This window comes from Mesorhizobium sp. IMUNJ 23232, from assembly GCF_044326205.1.
Classification (GTDB): Bacteria; Pseudomonadota; Alphaproteobacteria; order Rhizobiales; family Rhizobiaceae; genus Kumtagia.
In genome coordinates this window covers 22758-40840 of record NZ_JBIRCY010000037.1, presented here as the reverse complement: position 1 = coordinate 40840, position 18083 = coordinate 22758, and the positions used below count along the sequence as shown (strand labels likewise).

The following is an 18083-nucleotide window of genomic DNA, read 5'->3' as shown; positions in this document are numbered from 1 at the left end:
TGCGATGAGCGCAATTGCCATCAGCAGGAAGGTGGATGCCGTCGGGAAGGTCGGCGGCGTCTCGTCTCCCTCATCGGGAGGAGGACGCCGCCGGCTGCGGAACAGGGCTGGGAACCGAACCATCTGCTTGTCTCAGAAGGTCTGCCCAAGGCTCATCGCCAGGTGCTCGACGATCGGGCCGACCGCCAGTGCCGGGAAGAAGGTGAGGCCGCCGACGATCAGGATGACGCCGACCAAGAGCCCGACGAACAGCTTGCCATCCGTAGGGAAGGTGCCAGCCGAAGCCGGTGCGCTCTTTTTCATCACCAGCGATCCGGCAATGGCCAGCGCCGGGATGATGACCAGGAACCGACCCATCAGCATGGCGAGGCCGATGGTGATGTTGTACCAGGGCGTGTTGCCGGTGAGGCCGCCGAAGGCCGAGCCGTTATTGGCCGCGCCCGACGTGTAGGCGTAGAGGATCTCGGAAAAACCGTGCGGCCCCGGGTTGCCGATGGAGGCCACGCCGGTCGGCAGCACCACGGCGATGGCGGTGAAGACCAGCATGGCGAGCGGCAGGCAGAGGATGGCGAGCACCGCCATCTTGACCTCCTTGGCCTCGATCTTCTTGCCGAGATATTCCGGTGTGCGCCCGACCATCAGGCCGGCGACAAAGATCGCCAGCACGACGAACATGACGATGCCGTAGAACCCGGCGCCGACGCCGCCGACAATGACCTCGCCGAGTTCCATGTTGATCAGCGGGATCAGGCCGCCCAGCGCCGTGAAGGAGCCGTGCATGGCGTTGACCGCGCCGCAGGAGGCGGCCGTTGTGACCACCGCGAACAGGGAAGAAAGGGCGATGCCGAAGCGAACCTCCTTGCCCTCCATGTTGCCGCCCTCGAGCCCAAGCGCATGCACCAGCGGGTTGCCGGCGGCTTCCGCCCAGTAGCAGACCACGACGCCGGCCACGAACAGCACGCCCATGGTGGCGAGGATCGCCCAGCCCTGGCGCTGGTTGCCGACCATGCGGCCGAACACATTGGTCATGGCCGCACCAATGGCGAAGATCGCGACCATCTGGATCATGTTCGAGATTGCGTCGGGGTTTTCAAAGGGATGCGCGGCGTTGACGTTGAAGAAGCCGCCGCCATTGGTGCCCAGCATCTTGATGGCGATCTGCGAGGCGACCGGCCCAAGCGCGATGGTCTGCTTGGCGCCTTCCAGCGTGGTGGCGTCGACATAGGGGCCGAGCGTCTGCGGCATGCCGAGCCAGACGAAGACCAGCGTCAGCACGATGCAGATGGGCAGGAGCACGTAGAGCGTGGCGCGGGTCAGGTCGACCCAGAAATTGCCGATCGACTTTCCGGAAGCCCGCGCGAAACCGCGGATCAGCGCCACCGCGATGGCCATGCCTGTCGCGGCAGAGACGAAATTCTGGACGGTGAGGCCGGCCATCTGCACGAGGTAGGACATCGTGCTTTCGCCGCCATAGTTCTGCCAGTTGGTGTTGGTGACGAAACTGGTGGCGGTGTTGAAGGCCAGTTCCGGCGGAACGGCGGTCATGCCGGCCGGATTGAACGGCAGAACACCCTGGAATCGTTGCAGAAAATAGAGCAGCACGAAACCGGCCAGATTGAACAGCAGCATGGCGGCGGCGTAGGTCGTCCAGTGCTGCTCCTCATTCTCGCCGGTGCCGGCGATGCGATAGAGGCCGCGCTCCAGTGGACCGAGAACAGGCGAGAGCAAGGTGCGCTCGCCCGAGAAAACGCGGGTCATGTAGCCGCCGAGCGGCTTTACGAGAACAAGGACGAGCCCGCAGAAAAGCAGGATCTGGATCCATCCGATGAGGGTCATGGAAGTGGCTTTCCGGGCGTGGCGGTCAGAACCGTTCGGGGTGGAGGAGGGCGTAGGTGAGGTAGGCGAGCAGGAACAAGGTCACCGCACCGCCAATGAGATATTCGAACAGCATTTTCGTGATCCTTGGACTACAGACGGTCACAGGCAGTAATGTAGGCAAAGCATATGCCGAAGAAGGCCAGACCGATGACAATCAGGGCGATGTCCATTTTGATATCTCCGTATCGATTTGAGGCCGGCTCGTCCGTTCGATGTTTCAGCTTTTCGACGGGTTGTATTTCAAAACGGCACGTACACCGGCGCCAAAACACCATCGCCGCACGGTCGGCGCGGTGACGGCTTTGTTGAATTTGACAAGGGAGATATGTGCCCGGAGGCCGTTAAGGTTCGAGACGGACGAGGCCGGAAAGATATAAAAATCCTATAAAGATTTTTGCGGCCCGATCTCGCGCGAAGTCCGGAGTATCATTTATTTTCAATGTTTTGCTGGGAAAGCCGGGCTGAAGTCGCGCAACGGCCTTCACGCGGACCTTAAAAATGCGTGTGGGTCGACGGTTTGGCTCATCTGCTATGCAAATGGATGCCGAAACAATTCGTCGGGGTGCTAGACGGAGTGAGACGTCGCCAAAACTCGACGAACCCACCCGGAGCCGTCCCAGAAGGAACGGCTCCGGAATGTCAAAAAGTCTAACCGACCGTCACGCCTTGACCGGCGTTACTCCAGTCGGCTCGTTGCCCTGCACATGCCGGCGCTTCCACCAGTCGCCCAGCAGCAGCAGGATCGGCGCGGCGATGAAGATCGACGAGGTGGTCGCGACCACGACGCCGAACACCATGGGGATGGCGAAATTCTCGACCGCGCTGCCGCCCCAGATCGCCATGGGCAGCATCGACAGCAGGATCGCCACCGAGGTGTAGATGCAGCGTGCGAACACCTGATTGATGCTCATGTCGATGAGTTCGCGCAACGGCATCTTCTTGTAGAGGCGCAGGTTCTCGCGCATCCGGTCATAGACCACCACCTTGTCGTTCACCGAATAGCCGATGATGGTCAAGAGCGCGGCGATCGCCGTCAGGTTGAAGTCGAGCCCGAGCAGCGCAAAGAAGCCGATCGTCTTGGTGGTGTCGAGGATGAGCGTGGCGATGGCGCCGATGGCAAAATTCCACTCGAACCGCCACCAGATATAGACCAGCATCGCCGCCGCCGCGAAGACCACGGCCAGCACGCCCGACTGCGCGAGTTCGCCGCTGACCTTCGGTCCGACGACCTCGGTGCGCTCGAACTTGACCGATGGGTCGAGTTTCTGGACGGCGTCCTTGACGGCGGTGACCGCCGCCGTCTGCGCCTGCTCGCCGCCATCCTGGCGCTGGACGCGGATCAGCACATGCTCGCTGTCGCCGATATTCTGCAACGCGATCTCGCCGAGGTTCAGGCCGGAGAGCGTGCTTCTGAGGGTCGCCAGATCGGTCGGCTGCGAGGTCGCGATCTCCACCTGGATACCGCCCTTGAAGTCGATGCCGTAGTTGAGGCCCGGCTTGAAGAACAGGCCGATCGAGGCCAGCGACAGCAGCGCCGACAGTGCAATGCCGAGGAAGCGCGCGTTCATAAAGTGGAACGAGGTCTTTTCCGGGAAGAAATGGACCAGCGGCTCGACGCGGATGGTCTTCATCTTGCGCCGCCGCACCACCTCGGTCATCAGCACGCGCACCACCGCCACTGCCGTGAACATCGACAGCACCGTGCCGATCATCATGGTCAGCGCAAAGCCGCGCACCGGGCCGGAGCCGAACATGAACAGCAGGCTGGTGGCGATCAGCGAGGTGACGTTGGCGTCGACGATGGTCGAATAGGCACGCTTGAAGCCATTGTCGAGCGCCGCGAAGGCCCCCAGCCCTCGCCGCGTCTCCTCGCGTATCCGCTCGTTGATCAGGATGTTGGCGTCGACGCCGAAGCCGATGCCGAGGATGATGCCGGCGATGCCGGGCAAGGTCAGCGTGCCACCGATCAGCGTCAGCGCGCTGAAGGTCAGGATCAAGTGCAGCAGCAGGGCGAAGTTCGCGATCATGCCCCAGGCGCCGTAGAGCGCGACCATGAACAGCACGACGGCGACGAAGCCGGCGATGCCGGTATAGATGCCCATCTTGATGACGTCGCCGCCGAGATCCGGGCCGACGGTGCGTTCCTCGATGACGGTGAGCGGCGCCGGCAGCGCGCCGGCGCGCAGGAGCGCCGACAGCACCACCGTGTCCTCGACTTTAAAATTGCCGCTGATCTGGCCCGAGCCTCCGGTGATCGGCTCGCGGATGACCGGCGCGGACAGCACCTTGCCGTCAAGCACGATGGCGAAGGGGCGACCAACATTGGCGCTGGTGATTTCGGCGAACTGCCGGGCGCCAAGACTGTCGAAGCGGAAGGAGACGATCGGCTCCTGCGTACGCTGGTCGAAGCCGGCGCGCGCGTCGGTCAGCCTTTCGCCGTCAAGCGCCACCCGGTCCTCGATGGCATAGGTCTGGCCGGACTTGGCATCGGGAAGCATCGACACGCCCGGCGGCAGGCGGTCGCCTTGCTGGACATTGGCGACCATGTGGAAGGTCATCTTGGCCGTGCTGCCGAGCAGTTCGCGCAGCCGCGTCGGATCCTGCAGGCCGGGAAGCTGGACGAGCATGCGGTCGGAGCCGACACGCTGGATCGTCGGTTCGGCGACGCCGACCTGGTCGACGCGCTGGCGCACGATCTCCAGGCTCTGCTGGATGGCCGAGTCGAGCCGGGCGTTCAGGCCGGCCTCGGTCGGCGTCAGCTTTATCTGGTTGTCCGTGGCGACGACGTCGATATCGGCGCGACCGGCGCCGAAGGCAAGCCCGCCAACCGGCTGGGACAGGCCCTTGAGGATGTCCAGCGCCTTGGCGCGCTGCGTTTCATCGGGCACGACGGCGACGACGGAATCGCCGACCAGACGCACCGACTGCGACTGGACGCGATCCTTGCGCAGCGCGTCGCGCGCCTGGTCGAGCAGGGCCCGCAGCCGGTCCTTGCGGACGGCGTCGGCGTCGACCTCGAGCACGAGGTGCGATCCGCCCTGCAGGTCGAGGCCGAGCGTCACCTGCTTGTGGGGAAGCCAGTTTGGCAGGGCCGCCAGTTGCTGTTGTGTGAAGAGATTGGGAAGCGCGACAAGAATGCCGGCAAAAATGATGATGGCGTAGGTCACCACCAACCAACGGGATGTTCGCATTGTTCTGATACCATGATGAGCAGTCGCCGGCGCTTTGTTTGCGCGCGGACGAAAGCTGTTTCGGGAGAGCGACGCCAGCAGGCGACGCGCCGTTCAGGTTGGATCAGGACAGGGTCGGAGGCGCGCGGGCGCTATATCCGTGCGGGACGGGCGAGCGTTCCGCGTGGAACGCGGCCGAGAATGTCCGCGCGTCGGCGAAATATTCGGGGAGAAGCGGGCCGTTCGGCGGCAGGGTCGCCTTGGCATTGCCACCGTCCGGCGTCGCGGCCGCGTTGAGTTCCCGCGTCTCGAAGGAGACGGAGGGGCGCTTGTGGTTGGCCTGCGCGGATTGCGGATCGCGGGCATCCATGCCGCCGGCGGCGGACCTGGACGCGGACGACGCCTCGGTGGTCAGCGGGCCATAAGCGCCGGCAAGGGCCGCCGCCAGATACAGAAGCACCGCCGACAGGAAACCTGTCGCCTGCGCCCCGTATCTACTCGCCCGTTTCATCCCGTTTGCCGACTTTCATGGCCGTCGCGGCTTGCGACGAGTGTTGATCACCAATCGCCCGCCGCCGCAAGGGCGGAGGGGGTTGAAATTGTCGGCGATAGCTCACAGCCCTTCGCCTCGGCGCTCTTTCTTTGCACGTTTGCTGTCTTCCCAGTACTCCCGAAATGTCACCAAACGGCCGTTCAGACTACAATTGCGCTCGGGGCTGTTTAGGTGATGAGCGGGGTCTTTCAGGGCTTCGTCTATTTTCCAGTCTTGAAAATCTTCCGCCGTTTGGACCTCGACCGGGGTCTGTGCGACCACCACAGGTTTCTCGTTGTGGAATTTTCTGCGTCCCGCTGGAGAGTTCAGATAACGCACAAACGCGTCGAACTCCTCGTCAGACAAGGCAAATGGCTCCCACTCCGCACCGCCGCCCATGCCATGGTCGGAACTCCCTGTGGCGAGCAGGTTGTTGACGATATTAAGTGGCGGGATCAATCCGCTCCCAAACAGATATGGTTCCGCCGCTCGAAGCAAATCCGAGATATCGCCGAGTTCCTCGCTCGACGAATTGCCGTCGTCATCCGCTACAGGAAACAAGTAGTTATATTTCACTGCCAGCAGCGCCACTTGGCTCTCCGTCGTCCGCCAATCCAGCGCTCAAACTTGCGCTTCAACCCTCGCGTTCACCTGCAAATTGCGACGTCGTACAACTCTGAAAACAGGGTCTAAAGCTGAGCCTCAATGGCCGCCTTGTCCACTATCGACCATACCTCGACGATCTTTGCGTCGCGAAACTCGTAGATCACATTCTCGGCAAAGGACACCCTCTTCCCATTAACGGGCAGGCCCAGGAACTGGCCTTTGGGCGAGCAATCGAACTCTATCCGGCTGGCCACATAAGGTGGATCGGAGATCAGCATCCGGACATTGAAATGGAGGTCGGGAATGTCGTCGAAATCCTTCTCCAGCATGGCGCGATAACCTGACACGCCCAGCCGCCGGCCATTGTGGATCGCTTCATCGTCGACGAACTTTCCTAGGTTCGGCCAGTCCTGCCTGTTCAGGCATGCGATGTAACCTCGATAGATGTCGGCGAGGTCGGTTCTAGTCACGGCTCTTGCACCGATGTGTCCGGGGTCTGGCTGCAAAGACAGTGTCTTACACCGGGAGCGGGAATTGACCAATGAGGCACCCCACTCCGGCCCTCCGGGACATTTCCTTCCCGTAGAGGACGGGAAGGAAATGTCGCCGGCGTTGCGGCCAATCGCCTTCAGACGAAGGGTATATCCAGCTATCGATGGGGAGAAGGGGACCCGCCGCGATGTCCGGGCAAGCACGCGGGAATCAATGCCGCGAAGCACGCCGCAGACGCGAGGGGTGGTCGAAAACCGGGCCGAGGCTGACGATCGCGTCATCCGGCGCGCAGGAGACGGCGCCCGGAACACGGTCGCTCTCGACCATCGCGAAATGCACGGCCGCGGCCCTGTCGGTGAACAGGCCGCCGACCAGGCCTTTGCGGTCACGGACCACCCAGCAGCCCTGCGCGTCGCGGCCGACGAGGAAGCGGCTGTTTCGCGAAGGAGGTTCGGATTTCTGAACTGCACTAATCATGATCGTTTTCCTTTCCAATATTCCCGACGCGTTCAGGCGGCGCTCCAGATGACGAGGGCGGCCAGAGCCATGGCGGCAGCGGTGACGATCCCGAGACGGAGGAACATTGCCAACTCGTTGGGATAGACGGCGAGGTCAACGTCCCTGTCGCGCAGGTCCGCCTGATGCATGGTTGCCGCACGCCGCGCATGCCGCGCCTGGTGCGCGAGGTGGTAGACGCCCTAGCCGGGAATACATTGTCGTAGCTCCTTACCTTAAACTGCGTGCTTCGAGCGCCGTCGCGATGGAACCGATGCCGCCTTGCCCAGTGCTTTCGCAGGCCCAGGCCGAATTCGCATTCCACTCAACAGAAACGATGCACACCAAGGAGGTATATGGGCCGGCGTATGTTTTCGATTGTGCGTTGAAAACAGTGACATGTTATTGTCGTATAGGTTCGTCTTAAGACTATATAAAACCTATATATGGTCTTACCTGCCGACGCTGGCGCCGCCGAAACGCGCCGGGATCTTCGTCTCCACGGACCACGCTCCCGGAAACGCCTGGAGCGCCGCGCCGATCGCATCGGCGGTCTCAGGCAGGACCGGCGCCAGCGGCAGGCGGACATCCGGCCCGGCGCGGCCGGCAAGGTGCAGCGCATATTTCACGGGAACCGGATTGGATTCGAGCTCCAGCGCGGCGACCAGCGGCCGCAGCCGTTGATGGATCGCCCGCGCCGCATGGATATCGCCGCGCGCGCAGGCGTCGTGCATGTCGACGCACAGCCGCGGCAGGACATTCGAGACTACCGAAATGGTGCCGCGCCCGCCCATCGTGTTGAAGCCGAATGCCGTGGCATCATGGCCGGACAGTTGGATGAATCGGTCGCCGACCAGATTGGAAAGCGCCATCGGACGGGCCAGATCGCCGGTCGCGTCCTTGATGCCGATGATCGAAGGGATAGAGGCCAGCCGCTCCAGCGTCGCCGGCGTCAGGTCGACGCCCGTGCGCGACGGGACGTTGTAGACGATGATCGGGATATCGACCTGCCGCGCCACCGCCTGGAAATGCCGGAAAATGCCTTCCTGGGTCGGCCGGTTGTAGTAGGGCGTGACGATCAGCGCCGCATCCGCGCCAAAACATTTTGCCGCCGCCGTGAAGGCGGCGGTCGAATGGGTGTTGTTGGTGCCGGTGCCGACAATGACGGGGATGCGGCCGGCAACGAGCCCGACGCAGTCCTTGATGATGGCGATCCGTTCGTCCCAGGACAGCGTCGGGGCTTCGCCGGTCGTGCCGCAGGGAACCAGGGCAGCGATGCCCTGCTCGACCTGCCATTCGACCAGCGCCCGCAGCGCCGGATGATCGACGCCGCCATTGGTGAAGGGCGTGACCAGCGCGGTCATCGCGCCATGCAGGCGGCTTGCCAATTCTTCGGGGTTCATGATGTTCGAGGCTCCAATTGATGATTGTGCTGGACGGCGGCCGGACGCCGTCCAGCGGGCGCAAAAGACCGGACAAAAGCCATGAGAAGGGCGGCCGCCAGATCGGTATGCTCCGCCGTGAACCGGTCGCCTGCTTTGCCCGGCTGGCGGTCGACGACGCAGATCCAGAGGCCGTGACGGCATTTCATGCCGCGGACCGACCGCTTCGGTTCGGCTAGGTCGATGAGCAGAAGGACGGCTTCGAGCAGGGCATCCGCGGCCATCAGTTCGGCGAAGCGGCGGCTGGCCCGGCCGGATGATCCGCGCCCGACGGCGAGCGGCAAGGCGGAGGCCGCCGCCCACAGATGATGCTCGCGCAGCACGCGAACGCCCTCAAGGCGGCAGGCAAGGCCCGCCAGATCCGTATCGAAGGAGTCGGCCATGGCGGCTTCAGGACAGCGCCTTGTGAACGATGCGCAGGCCCGCGGAAAGCGCGATGAACCACAGCGCCTCGTCCCAATGGTTGAAGGATTTGGTCGGGAACCGCTCGCCGGCGATCATGGCGAAGATGGCCGCGCAGACCGCATAGAGCGCCAGCCAAGCGGAGGTCGTCACTATGTATCCGGACTTGCCCAGCGTGCCGATGAACAGCGCCACGCCGAGTTTCAGGCCGAACCTGCCGATCGTGACGCGGAAACCTGGTCGAGCTGGATATGCACGGTCGGGCCGCCGGTTATTGCAGGTGCCGCCAGACGCCGGCCAGCACCGGCAGCGCGGCAAGGGCCGCCGCTGCGGCGAGCAGGACGCAAAGAACCGCAGCCTCCAGCGCAAGCGCCTTAACCAGACGTTCCCGCCGGCCGCGGCGGACAGCGGAAGATGGGATGCTCAAGACCTGTCTCATGGGATTGACCTTCGTCGAAGGCGTGAACGGATTTTCGCGCGGTCGTTTGCATCGCCGATCGGCGACACGCGGACGGTCCGGAAACGCACGCCGGATGGCTGTTTTATTAATGCCGCCCGCCATAGGAATTCGAGGCCGGGCCGCATGCCGTCCCATAAAGAACGTATAAAAGGCGCATGGCGGCGCGTGAGCCGGCGTTAGCGATTGTAGTGATTCCGCCAGCAAGGGGCTTGAAACTTGGCCGGACCATCGCCAGATCACATGCGCGGACCGGGCCCCTCTGGCTGACGTGTTTAGCGGCAGCGATGTCGGACCGTATTTTTGGGCCCGCCTTGCGACGACCGAAGCGGGTGCCGAAGCAACGGAGAACCGCATGACGTCGCAAATTCTAGGTCTGGTCTGTCCCTCCTGCCGTGTCGCCCTCGTAATGAGCGAACGGCAAGGCATCGAGATCGACTATTGCCCGCAATGCCGGGGCGTGTGGCTCGACCGTGGCGAACTCGACAAGATCATCGAGCGCAGCGGCAGGGAGGCTGCGGCGGTCGCCCCGCCGCAGCCGGTGCCCCAGCAGGCCGCGCCTCAAGCCTATCGCGGGCGCGACGATCGCGACCATCGCGAGCGCGATTATGACGACGGGCGCTCGCAGGGGCACTACCGCAAGCGGAAAAAATCGTTTTTCGAGGAACTGTTCGACTGATCCGTGCGATCTTCAAGCGGCAGCCCCGAACGCCATCGAAGGGCTTCGGACATAGCCGTCGGCACAATGTCATCACGGCGGCGCATATCGCGGCGCCTGGCAAAAAGAATGATTTTGGAGGAAGTGAAATGTTGACTTCGAAGGCCGGCCGGGGATTTGCCCTGATTGCCGCGCTGTTCATGGCGTTCTCGCTGTTCAGCGTCGACTATGCCGAGGCGCGGCGGGGCGGCAGTTTCGGCAGCCGCGGCACGCGCACCTTCCAGTCGGCGCCGCCGACCCGCACCGCGCCGCAACCGACCGCGCCGGTCGAGCGCTCGATGACGCCCAACACCGGAACCAACCAAGCTGCGCGCCAGCCGCAGGCCGGCACGCAGCGGCCGGGCGGCTTCATGAACGGGCTCGGCGGCTCGCTGATGCGCGGTCTGTTGATCGGCGGCCTGATCGGCCTGCTGCTCGGCCAGGGTTTTGGCGGGCTGGCCGGCATGTTCGGCCTTCTTGTCCAGGCGTTGCTGATCGGCGGGCTGATCTTCCTGGCGCTGCGTTTCTTCCGCTCGCAATCCGCGGGACACAAGCCGGCAATGGCCGGCGGGCCGGCCGGCGGCTTCGGCCGCGGCAATGAGGCGAACGGCTTCGGGCGTGACAACAATGCCGCCCGCCAGACCGAAGGCGCCGGCTCGTTCCAGATCCCGCGCATCGGCGGTGGCGCGGGCGGGGGTTCCGCAGCCGTGGATGAGGAAGAGATCGAACTGACGCAGGATGACCTCGACACCTTCCAGCAGCGGCTGACCGAAGTGCAGGAGGCGTTCGGGCGCGAGGACCATGCGGCGCTGCGCCGGCTGGTCACGCCGGAAATGGTTTCCTACCTCTCGGAGGAATTGGCCGACAACGCCAAGAACGGGGTGCGCAACGACGTGAGCGATGTCCATCTCGTGCAGGCCGACGTCGCCGAAGCCTGGCGCGAGGGCGACCGTGACTATGCGACGGCGGCGCTCCGCTACGAGTCGATCGACGTGATGCGCGACCGGTCGAGCGGCGCAGTCGTCGAGGGCGATCCGGACGAACCGAGCGAAACGACGGAGCTCTGGACCTTCACCCGCCGGCGCGGCACGGACTGGCAATTGTCGGCGATCCAGGAAGTCGCGGCTTAAGACCGGACCGTCGCCGCTCGCGCGCCCCTTCCACCACGCTACGCGCGGTGGAAGGGTATTTGGCGATTGTCTTGTTTCGAAGGCATGGCGCAAGGCCGGACTCCCGCCTAGAAATCCCCCACGACATCGCGCGAATCTGCGGGGAACGGAAATGACAGCCGAAAACCATCTCAAGACGCCTGCCGGAAAACCTCGCGCCCGAGCATTCTCAATTCCCTTCGATGGCGAGCCCGGCCCCTGGAACGCCATCACCGACGTGCCCGGCGTCTCGGTGGGCTACGTCACGCTGGTCTCCGGCGACGGACCGCTGAAAATCGGCGCAGGGCCGGTGCGCACCGGCGTCACCGCCATCCTGCCGCGCCCTGTGCCGGATCTCGCCACGCCTGTCTTCGCCGGCATCTTCAGCGCCAACGGCAATGGCGAACTGACGGGATCGCACCTGATCGAGGAAGTCGGCGCCTTCAATTTTCCGATCACCATCACCAACACACATTCCTGCGGCGTGACGCGCGACGGCACGCTGCGCTGGCTGTCGCGCGCGCTGCCCGAGGCGATCGAGACGGCATGGGGGCTGCCGGTGGCGGCGGAGACCTATGACGGTTTCCTCAACGATATCAACGGCCACCATGTGACGTTCGAGCATGTGGCCGAAGCACTCGACACCGCGGCTTCCGGAACGGTCGAGGAAGGCAGCGTCGGCGGCGGCACCGGCATGATCACCTTCGGCTTCAAGGCCGGCTCCGGCACCGCCTCGCGGCTGGTCGGCTGGCAGGATAAAAAATTCACGCTCGGCGTGTTCGTGCAGTCGAACTTCGGCCGTCGCCACAATCTTACCATCCGGGGCAGGCGGGCCGGCGTCGAACTCGTGGAGCCAAAAGTCGTCGAGGGCACGCCCCGCGCCGAAAAGGGCTCGATCATCGCCATCGTCGCCACCGACGCCCCTCTCCTGCCGCACCAGTTGAAGCGGCTGGCGCGGCGCGTGCCGCTCGGCGTCGCGATGACCGGCGGGCTGGGCTACAACAGTTCCGGCGACATCTTTCTCGCCTTCTCGACCGCCAATCCGCAAGCCGCCACGGGGCTTTCCGGCCAGTTGGCGCAGGCAGACTACATTCCGGACACCGACATCGACCGGTTCTTCGACGCGGTGGTGCAGGCGACGGAGGAGGCGATCTTGAACAGCATGGTCGCCAATCAGGACATGACCGGCCGCGACGGCAATTTTGTCCCCGCGCTGCCGAAGGATTTTCTGGTCAAGGCTTTTTCGCCCGCTCAGTAGCGCCGCCGCGACGACGCCGTTATTCGGCAGCGGCGATGCGCGTCCGCGTACGCCCCGCCAAGGCGGCACCGACATCGTCGACCGCCTGTGCCGCTCGCGAATGGATCGCGTCGGAAATCAGCACGCCGTCGGCAAAATCCTTGTCGGAAGCATAGACCGCAGTCGGCAGCGCGAACGCCTCGAAGAAGCCGAACAGCGGCCTGAGCTGGTGTTCGACGATCAGCGCGTGCCGCTCCCCGCCGCCGGTCGCGGTCAGCACGACCGGCTTGCCCTTCAGCGCCCTCGGATCGACGAGGTCGAAGAAATGCTTGAACAGGCCGGTATAGCTGCCCTTGTAGGTGGGCGAGCCGACGACGAGCACGTCGGCGTCGACGATGCTGTCGAGGACACGCTGTGCATCCGCGTCAAGCTCGCGCGCCCATTTCGCGTTACCAAAACTCGGGCCTAGGTCGACGATGTCGTAGGTAGTCGCGGCGAGCCCATGCCGTCGCGCGATGTCCCGTACGATGTGGTCGACAAACCCGCGCGTCTTGGACGGCCGGGTGAAATTTCCGGAGAAACCGACAACGGTTGGATTTGTCATTGATGGACCTCGCCGGCTCGCCGTATGCAAGTTGAATGTCTACAAAAGATATAGACATTGCCTCCGCGCGGAAGGAATGAAAGCGCTTGGAGCCGCGAAAGCGGAGATATTTTTTCCGTGCGCGGGCGGTTCTCACGAAAAGCCCCTGCCCCACGGCCGGTGTCCCTAAGCCGCGACGCGGATGACGAGCTTGCCGAAATTCTTGCCCTCCAGCAGGCCGATGAAGGCTTCCGGCGCGTTCTCCAGTCCGTCGACGATGTCCTCGCGGTAGCGAACCCGACCGGACGCGATCCAACCGGCCATTTCCTGGTAAAAGGCTGGCCGCTGGTCGGCGAATTCACGCTGGATGAAGCCGCGGATCGTCAGGCTGCGGCTGAGCACTTCGCGCATGACGACGGGCAACCGGTCGGCGCCGGCGTGCTCGATCTTGTTGTACTGGGCGATCAGGCCGCAAACCGGTACCCGGGCAAAATCGTTGAGCAGTGGGAACACCGCGTCCCAGACGGTACCGCCGACATTCTCGAAATAGACATCGATGCCGTCGGGGCAGGCATGCCTGAGCTGAGCGGGAAAGTCCGGCGCGCGATGATCGACCACGGCGTCGAAACCGAGTTCGTCGCGCACGAAGCGGCATTTATCCGGCCCGCCGGCGATGCCCACAGCGCGTGCGCCCTTGATGCGGGCGATCTGGCCGACCGCCGACCCGACCGCGCCGCTGGCCGCCGCGACCACCACCGTCTCGCCGGGTTTCGGGCGGCCGATGGTCAAAAGGCCGGCATAGGCGGTGAAGCCGGGCATGCCAAGCACGCCCAGCGCCGTCGAGACGGGCGCTGCTTGCGAATCAAGCTTGCGCAGGCCGGCGCCGTCCGACAGCGCGAAGCTCTGCCAGCCGGAATGGGAAAGCACGATGTCGCCCTCGGCGAAGTCTGGGTGTTGCGATTTCTCGACGCGCGCAACCGTCCCGCCTTCCATGACCTGGCCGATCTCGACCGGCTTGGCGTAGGACTTTGCCGCGTTCATGCGCCCGCGCATGTAGGGGTCCAACGAGAGGTAGAGGATTTTCAGCAGCACCTGCCCCTCGGCCGGCTCCGGTACTGCGGCTCGCTCGAAACGAAAGTCCGTGGGTTTCGGCCTGCCATCGGGCCGCGCCGCGAGCAGGATGCGCAGGTTGCTTTCGGCGGTCATGGGTTTCTCCTCATCTCGCAACTCAAACCGGGACGGTGTTGTCGACAAGCAGCGCCTCGATCGACGGATGTCCGCGCAACGTATTGCTGACGGTGCAGATCTCGCCCTCGGCGGCCTCGGCGATTTCTTTCTTCACAGCCACATCGATGTCGCCACCGATCTCCATCTCGACATGAAAAGCCTCGACGCGCGACGGCCCTTCCACCGCCTTGCGCCCGGTGACGCGGGCGCTGACGTCGCCGAGCTTGTCCAGCACGCCGAGCTTTGCCGCGGCGGCCCGGGCACTGATCACCAGGCATCCGGCCAGCGCGCCGTAGAGCATGTCGACCGGGCTGAATCCCGGCGCACTGACATGCGACGACAACGTGAACTCGCCGCCCGTGGCGGAAGTCACGACGGGACTTTGCCGCGGACGCAACACGGCGGTGGCGCCGGTCGGGCGGACGGGGTGTTTGGCTTCGGCGGACATGATGGATCGTTCCTGTTTCGAGATGCGGGCGCGGCGGGTGTCGGCCTCGTCTGCTTGTCATCAGTCTAGCCTATGGACCGGCTATCGCCATCGCCGGATTTTGCGGCAGACTTGGCGGAAGGGGAATTCTGTTCCACCGGGGAGAGCAAGCAGCCGCATTTATGGAGCCTCTCGCACCCCCTCCACCACGCTGCGCGTGGTGGAGGGGGCAGATAGATGACCGGCTATAGCAGGCAGGGCGATGAGGGGCAGGAGCGACAGTCACGGCGGGTCACTACAGTCTCCTCCCCCGACAGCGAGGCCCCAACCGCTCACCGCAGCAGAAAACCCCGGCCAAGTTCGTCGCCGTCCTCGATCGTGAAATGCGAGCGACCCGTATAGTGAGCGCGCCCGCCGACCTCGACGCGCACCGCATCGAAGCGTCCGCATCTTTCGCCGCGAACCGCCTTGCCGGAAAACACGGCACCGGTGACGCTTTCGAACGACCGGGACTGGTCGACGCCAATCTGGCCCTTGGCGACCTGCACGGCGATCCTCGCGGAAACACCGCTGCCGGTCGGGCTGCGATCGACCTCGCGCTCGGCGAAGACGCAGATGTTGCGGGTGGGTTCTTCGGAAAAACCGTCGCGGCCGTCGGTCAGGATCGTCCCGTAGAGGAAAGCGAGATCGGGATCGTCGGGGTGATCGAGCGGTATCGCGGCGGCCGTCGCCTTGGTGATGCGGTCGGCCGCTTCGACGAGCGCGGCGACAGGCGAGGTGCGCACGTCGAGCCCGACCGAGCCGGCGGGCAGGATCGCGTAGAAGGCGCCGCCGTAACCGATGTCGAGCTTCACTTGCCCAAGCCCCGGCACGTCAACCACCCGGTCGAGCGCGAAGGCAAAGGACGGCACGCTTTCGAACGAGACCGCGCCCGTCACGAATTCCCCTCCCCTGTCCGCCACCTCGACCAGCGCCCGCACCAGCCCGCAGGGGCATTGGATCGCGACTTCGGTGAACGGCGTTTGCGGCGCGACGATGCGGTGGTCGACCGCATAGCGGCCGAGCGCGACCACCGCATGGCCGCACATGGTCGAATAGCCCTCATTGTGGATGAACAGCACGGCCATGTCGGCGCCCGGCAGGTCGGGCTCGACCGGGATGACGCCATACATGTCGTAATGGCCGCGCGGCTCGAAGATCAGCAGTTTTCGCAAATGGTCGAGATTTTCGCGGATGAAGCGGCGTTTCTCCAAGATCGTCGCGCCGGGTATGGGTGGATAGCCGCCGGTGACGATGCGCACCGGCTCGCCGCCGGTGTGCATTTCGACCGTATCAATCGTCACACCCGATCCCGACTTTGGCACCTCTTGCCCCTCCCTTGAGAACCCGGCCGCCTACGACTTCAGCACATCCGCCCATTCCGGATGACGCCGGAACTGCGCGTTGGCGAAGGGGCAGAGCGGGATGATCTTCTTGCCGGCGGCCCGCGCATCTTCCACCGCCCGCGTCACCAGCCGCAAGCCGACGCCCTGCCCGCGAAAGGCGTCGGGCACTTCGGTATGGTCGATGATGATCATGTGCTCCCCGGCCTTGGAAAAGGTCATCTCGGCCATGGCACCGGCGTCCCTGAAGACGTACCGGCCCTTCGATCCGAGATCGTCGAGTTCGATCTCCGGCTTGGTGTCAGGCATCGGTCGCCTCCCCTGTCCTTATGCCGGCGAGAAATCGCTTCGCCGCCTCGATCTCGCCTGGGCGCATTTCGTGCCCGCCTTCATGCCACTCCAGTGTTACATCCCCGCCCCCGGCGCGCAAATAGGATGCGAGGCGGTTCGTCAGGTCGGGCGGGCAGATCGGGTCGCGGCGGCCGGCGGTGATCAGGATGCGGCGGCCGGAGAGGCTGCCGTCGACCTCGGGTTCGAACGGGATGAGTGGATGCATCAGCACCGTCGCATCGAACAGTTTTGGCCGCGCGAACAGCACCGAGGCCAGGATGTTCGCGCCATTCGAATAGCCGATGCCCACCACGGCCGAAGGCTTTTCGGCCTCGACATGGGCAGCCACGAAGCCGGTCATCTTCACCGTGGCGCGCGCCAGGTCGTCCATGTCGTAGACGCCTTCGTCGGTGCGGCGGAAGAAACGCGCCGCGCCGAATTCCGACACGTCGCCGCGCGGCGAGACGATCGTCGCGGAAGGCAGCAGGTCGCGACCGAGCGAGACGAGTTGGGTCTCGTCGCCGCCGGTGCCGTGGAAGGTGAAAAGCAGGGGCCCGCCCGGTTTCCCGGGCAGGCGGTTGTGGGTGTACGCGTTGGTCGTCATCGAACCCTCCTTACGCGTCGAGCGGCTGCAGGTGCTTTTCGAGATACGACCTCAGATGCGCATGCTGGGTCGGCAGCTTCAGCGCCTCGCCGAGATGCGCCGTGTCCTCGTCGCGGTCGAAACCCGGCTCGTTGGTGGCGACCTCGAACAGCACGCCGCCCGGCGTGCGGAAGTAGATCGCCCAGAAATAATCGCGGTCGATGACCGGCGTGACGTGGTAACCGGTGTCGATGAGCGCTTTTCGGACTTCGAGCTGTTTCGCCCGGTTCTCGACCGCGAAGGCAATGTGATGGACCGAACCCGCGCCGAGATCGGCGAAGTTGGCTCCCGGAACCATCTCGATGTCGATCGTGTCGGCGCCGTTGCCATCCTTGATCGCCATGCGCCGGACATTGCCGGAAGTGTCGACCACCTCGTAGCCGATGTATTTCAGCAGGTCCTCGGTGGCGCCGCCGTCGCGCACCCTAAGCGAAGCCGAATGGAACCCGCGGATCGCCTCGTCAGCCGGCACACCGCCGTCGGTCCATGGCGCACGGCTGTCGCCAGCAACCTCGACCAGCGCAAAGCTGTCGCTGTCCGGCCCGTCGAAATGCAGCCGGTCCTGGCCAAAGCTGGTCTCGCGGGAAAGGCCGGTCACGCCCTGGTCGACGAGCCGCTTCTGCCAATAGCCGAGCGTGCCTTCCGGAACCGCGAACACGGTCGTTCCGACCTCGCCCGCACCGGGCCGACCCTTGCCGATGTTGGGGAACGGAAAATAGGTCATCACCGAACCGGGCGTGCCGTTTTCGTCGCCGTAATAGAGGTGATAGACATCCGGCGCGTCGAAATTGACGGTCTTCTTGACCCGGCGCAGACCGAGCTTGTGGGTGAAGAACTGGTTGTTCTCGCGTGCATCCCGCGCCATGGAGGTGACGTGGTGCAAGCCCTTGATCTGGTCGATCATCGTCTTGACCTTTCTTTTCAAACTGCGGTCG

The 18083-nt window shown here is 64.3% G+C and carries 22 protein-coding genes; 3 read left to right on the top strand and 19 right to left on the bottom strand.

Annotated features, from left to right (window positions below; translation table 11 throughout):
- Positions 1-132 precede the first annotated feature (132 nt).
- From kdpA to ACH196_RS23990, 12 genes are all read right to left on the bottom strand, one after another.
- On the bottom strand, positions 133-1836 hold the full coding sequence (kdpA, locus tag ACH196_RS24045; protein WP_396649469.1) for a potassium-transporting ATPase subunit KdpA: 1704 nt from the start codon (positions 1834-1836) through the stop codon (positions 133-135).
- A gap of 25 nt (positions 1837-1861) precedes the next feature.
- A complete protein-coding gene (kdpF, locus tag ACH196_RS24040; RefSeq protein WP_396649468.1) occupies positions 1862-1951 on the bottom strand; it encodes a K(+)-transporting ATPase subunit F in 90 nt (29 codons plus the stop codon).
- Positions 1952-2537: 586 nt separating this feature from the next.
- A complete protein-coding gene (gene secD, locus ACH196_RS24035; protein WP_396649467.1) occupies positions 2538-5069 on the bottom strand; it encodes a protein translocase subunit SecD in 2532 nt (843 codons plus the stop codon).
- A gap of 103 nt (positions 5070-5172) precedes the next feature.
- A complete protein-coding gene (locus ACH196_RS24030) occupies positions 5173-5559 on the bottom strand; it encodes a hypothetical protein (RefSeq protein ID WP_396649466.1) in 387 nt (128 codons plus the stop codon).
- A gap of 102 nt (positions 5560-5661) precedes the next feature.
- Complete coding sequence (locus ACH196_RS24025) at positions 5662-6171, bottom strand: hypothetical protein (protein WP_396649465.1); 510 nt, start codon at positions 6169-6171, stop codon at positions 5662-5664.
- A 98-nt stretch (positions 6172-6269) separates the two neighbouring features.
- Positions 6270-6656 (bottom strand): ester cyclase, encoded by a 387-nt coding sequence (locus ACH196_RS24020; RefSeq protein ID WP_396649464.1) that lies wholly within the window; start codon positions 6654-6656, stop codon positions 6270-6272.
- A gap of 232 nt (positions 6657-6888) precedes the next feature.
- Positions 6889-7155, bottom strand: a complete 267-nt coding sequence (locus ACH196_RS24015) for a hypothetical protein (RefSeq protein ID WP_396649463.1) — start codon at positions 7153-7155, stop codon at positions 6889-6891.
- Positions 7156-7187: 32 nt separating this feature from the next.
- On the bottom strand, positions 7188-7325 hold the full coding sequence (locus ACH196_RS24010) for a hypothetical protein (RefSeq protein ID WP_396649462.1): 138 nt from the start codon (positions 7323-7325) through the stop codon (positions 7188-7190).
- Between the two features lie 300 nt (positions 7326-7625).
- Complete coding sequence (gene dapA / locus ACH196_RS24005; RefSeq protein WP_396649461.1) at positions 7626-8576, bottom strand: 4-hydroxy-tetrahydrodipicolinate synthase; 951 nt, start codon at positions 8574-8576, stop codon at positions 7626-7628.
- Positions 8573-8998 (bottom strand): hypothetical protein, encoded by a 426-nt coding sequence (locus ACH196_RS24000; RefSeq protein ID WP_396649460.1) that lies wholly within the window; start codon positions 8996-8998, stop codon positions 8573-8575. Before ACH196_RS24000 ends, dapA begins: the two co-directional genes overlap by 4 nt.
- A 7-nt stretch (positions 8999-9005) precedes the next feature.
- A complete protein-coding gene (locus tag ACH196_RS23995) occupies positions 9006-9212 on the bottom strand; it encodes a hypothetical protein (RefSeq protein ID WP_396649459.1) in 207 nt (68 codons plus the stop codon).
- A 76-nt stretch (positions 9213-9288) separates the two neighbouring features.
- Positions 9289-9456, bottom strand: a complete 168-nt coding sequence (locus ACH196_RS23990) for a hypothetical protein (RefSeq protein WP_396649458.1) — start codon at positions 9454-9456, stop codon at positions 9289-9291.
- Between the two features lie 373 nt (positions 9457-9829).
- On the opposite strand from ACH196_RS23990, the gene ACH196_RS23985 reads away from it, so the two are divergent.
- From ACH196_RS23985 to ACH196_RS23975, 3 genes are all read left to right on the top strand, one after another.
- On the top strand, positions 9830-10153 hold the full coding sequence (locus ACH196_RS23985) for a zf-TFIIB domain-containing protein (protein WP_396649457.1): 324 nt from the start codon (positions 9830-9832) through the stop codon (positions 10151-10153).
- 128 nt (positions 10154-10281) lie between these two features.
- Positions 10282-11301, top strand: a complete 1020-nt coding sequence (locus tag ACH196_RS23980; RefSeq protein ID WP_396649456.1) for a Tim44 domain-containing protein — start codon at positions 10282-10284, stop codon at positions 11299-11301.
- A gap of 151 nt (positions 11302-11452) precedes the next feature.
- Positions 11453-12577 (top strand): P1 family peptidase, encoded by a 1125-nt coding sequence (locus tag ACH196_RS23975; RefSeq protein ID WP_396649455.1) that lies wholly within the window; start codon positions 11453-11455, stop codon positions 12575-12577.
- Positions 12578-12596: 19 nt separating this feature from the next.
- Here the strand turns inward: ACH196_RS23975 and msuE are convergent, their stop codons facing one another.
- From msuE to ACH196_RS23940, 7 genes are all read right to left on the bottom strand, one after another.
- The gene (gene msuE / locus ACH196_RS23970) at positions 12597-13160 is read right to left on the bottom strand and encodes an FMN reductase (protein WP_396649454.1); all 564 of its coding nucleotides are present in this window, start codon (positions 13158-13160) and stop codon (positions 12597-12599) included.
- Positions 13161-13325: 165 nt separating this feature from the next.
- Positions 13326-14345, bottom strand: coding sequence for an NADP-dependent oxidoreductase (locus ACH196_RS23965; protein WP_396649453.1), 1020 nt, complete (start codon positions 14343-14345; stop codon positions 13326-13328).
- 22 nt (positions 14346-14367) lie between these two features.
- Positions 14368-14814: an OsmC family protein gene (locus ACH196_RS23960; protein ID WP_396649452.1), complete on the bottom strand. Its 447-nt coding sequence runs from the start codon at positions 14812-14814 to the stop codon at positions 14368-14370.
- A 311-nt stretch (positions 14815-15125) separates the two neighbouring features.
- Positions 15126-16136, bottom strand: a complete 1011-nt coding sequence (locus ACH196_RS23955) for a proline racemase family protein (RefSeq protein WP_396649503.1) — start codon at positions 16134-16136, stop codon at positions 15126-15128.
- 51 nt (positions 16137-16187) lie between these two features.
- Positions 16188-16484: a GNAT family N-acetyltransferase gene (locus ACH196_RS23950; protein ID WP_396649451.1), complete on the bottom strand. Its 297-nt coding sequence runs from the start codon at positions 16482-16484 to the stop codon at positions 16188-16190.
- The gene (locus ACH196_RS23945; RefSeq protein ID WP_396649450.1) at positions 16477-17109 is read right to left on the bottom strand and encodes an alpha/beta hydrolase; all 633 of its coding nucleotides are present in this window, start codon (positions 17107-17109) and stop codon (positions 16477-16479) included. Before ACH196_RS23945 ends, ACH196_RS23950 begins: the two co-directional genes overlap by 8 nt.
- A gap of 10 nt (positions 17110-17119) precedes the next feature.
- Entirely contained in the window at positions 17120-18052 is a 933-nt protein-coding gene (locus tag ACH196_RS23940; RefSeq protein WP_396649502.1) for a VOC family protein, read from the bottom strand.
- Positions 18053-18083: the final 31 nt, after the last annotated feature.

Excerpts from the sequence above, each read along its gene's own strand:
- ACH196_RS23960 (WP_396649452.1), bottom strand. The coding sequence starts at position 14,814 with ATGTCCGCCGAAGCCAAACACCCCGTCCGCCCGACCGGCGCCACCGCC.
- ACH196_RS24015 (WP_396649463.1), bottom strand. The coding sequence starts at position 7,155 with ATGATTAGTGCAGTTCAGAAATCCGAACCTCCTTCGCGAAACAGCCGC.
- kdpA (WP_396649469.1), bottom strand. The coding sequence starts at position 1,836 with ATGACCCTCATCGGATGGATCCAGATCCTGCTTTTCTGCGGGCTCGTC.
- ACH196_RS24030 (WP_396649466.1), bottom strand. The coding sequence starts at position 5,559 with ATGAAACGGGCGAGTAGATACGGGGCGCAGGCGACAGGTTTCCTGTCG.
- msuE (WP_396649454.1), bottom strand. The coding sequence starts at position 13,160 with ATGACAAATCCAACCGTTGTCGGTTTCTCCGGAAATTTCACCCGGCCG.
- ACH196_RS23985 (WP_396649457.1), top strand. The coding sequence starts at position 9,830 with ATGACGTCGCAAATTCTAGGTCTGGTCTGTCCCTCCTGCCGTGTCGCC.
- ACH196_RS24010 (WP_396649462.1), bottom strand. The coding sequence starts at position 7,325 with ATGCATCAGGCGGACCTGCGCGACAGGGACGTTGACCTCGCCGTCTAT.
- ACH196_RS23950 (WP_396649451.1), bottom strand. The coding sequence starts at position 16,484 with ATGCCTGACACCAAGCCGGAGATCGAACTCGACGATCTCGGATCGAAG.
- secD (WP_396649467.1), bottom strand. The coding sequence starts at position 5,069 with ATGCGAACATCCCGTTGGTTGGTGGTGACCTACGCCATCATCATTTTT.
- ACH196_RS23940 (WP_396649502.1), bottom strand. The coding sequence starts at position 18,052 with ATGATCGACCAGATCAAGGGCTTGCACCACGTCACCTCCATGGCGCGG.
- ACH196_RS23990 (WP_396649458.1), bottom strand. The coding sequence starts at position 9,456 with ATGAGACAGGTCTTGAGCATCCCATCTTCCGCTGTCCGCCGCGGCCGG.
- ACH196_RS23975 (WP_396649455.1), top strand. The coding sequence starts at position 11,453 with ATGACAGCCGAAAACCATCTCAAGACGCCTGCCGGAAAACCTCGCGCC.
- ACH196_RS23945 (WP_396649450.1), bottom strand. The coding sequence starts at position 17,109 with ATGACGACCAACGCGTACACCCACAACCGCCTGCCCGGGAAACCGGGC.
- ACH196_RS24000 (WP_396649460.1), bottom strand. The coding sequence starts at position 8,998 with ATGGCCGACTCCTTCGATACGGATCTGGCGGGCCTTGCCTGCCGCCTT.
- kdpF (WP_396649468.1), bottom strand. The coding sequence starts at position 1,951 with ATGCTGTTCGAATATCTCATTGGCGGTGCGGTGACCTTGTTCCTGCTC.
- ACH196_RS23965 (WP_396649453.1), bottom strand. The coding sequence starts at position 14,345 with ATGACCGCCGAAAGCAACCTGCGCATCCTGCTCGCGGCGCGGCCCGAT.
- ACH196_RS23980 (WP_396649456.1), top strand. The coding sequence starts at position 10,282 with ATGTTGACTTCGAAGGCCGGCCGGGGATTTGCCCTGATTGCCGCGCTG.
- dapA (WP_396649461.1), bottom strand. The coding sequence starts at position 8,576 with ATGAACCCCGAAGAATTGGCAAGCCGCCTGCATGGCGCGATGACCGCG.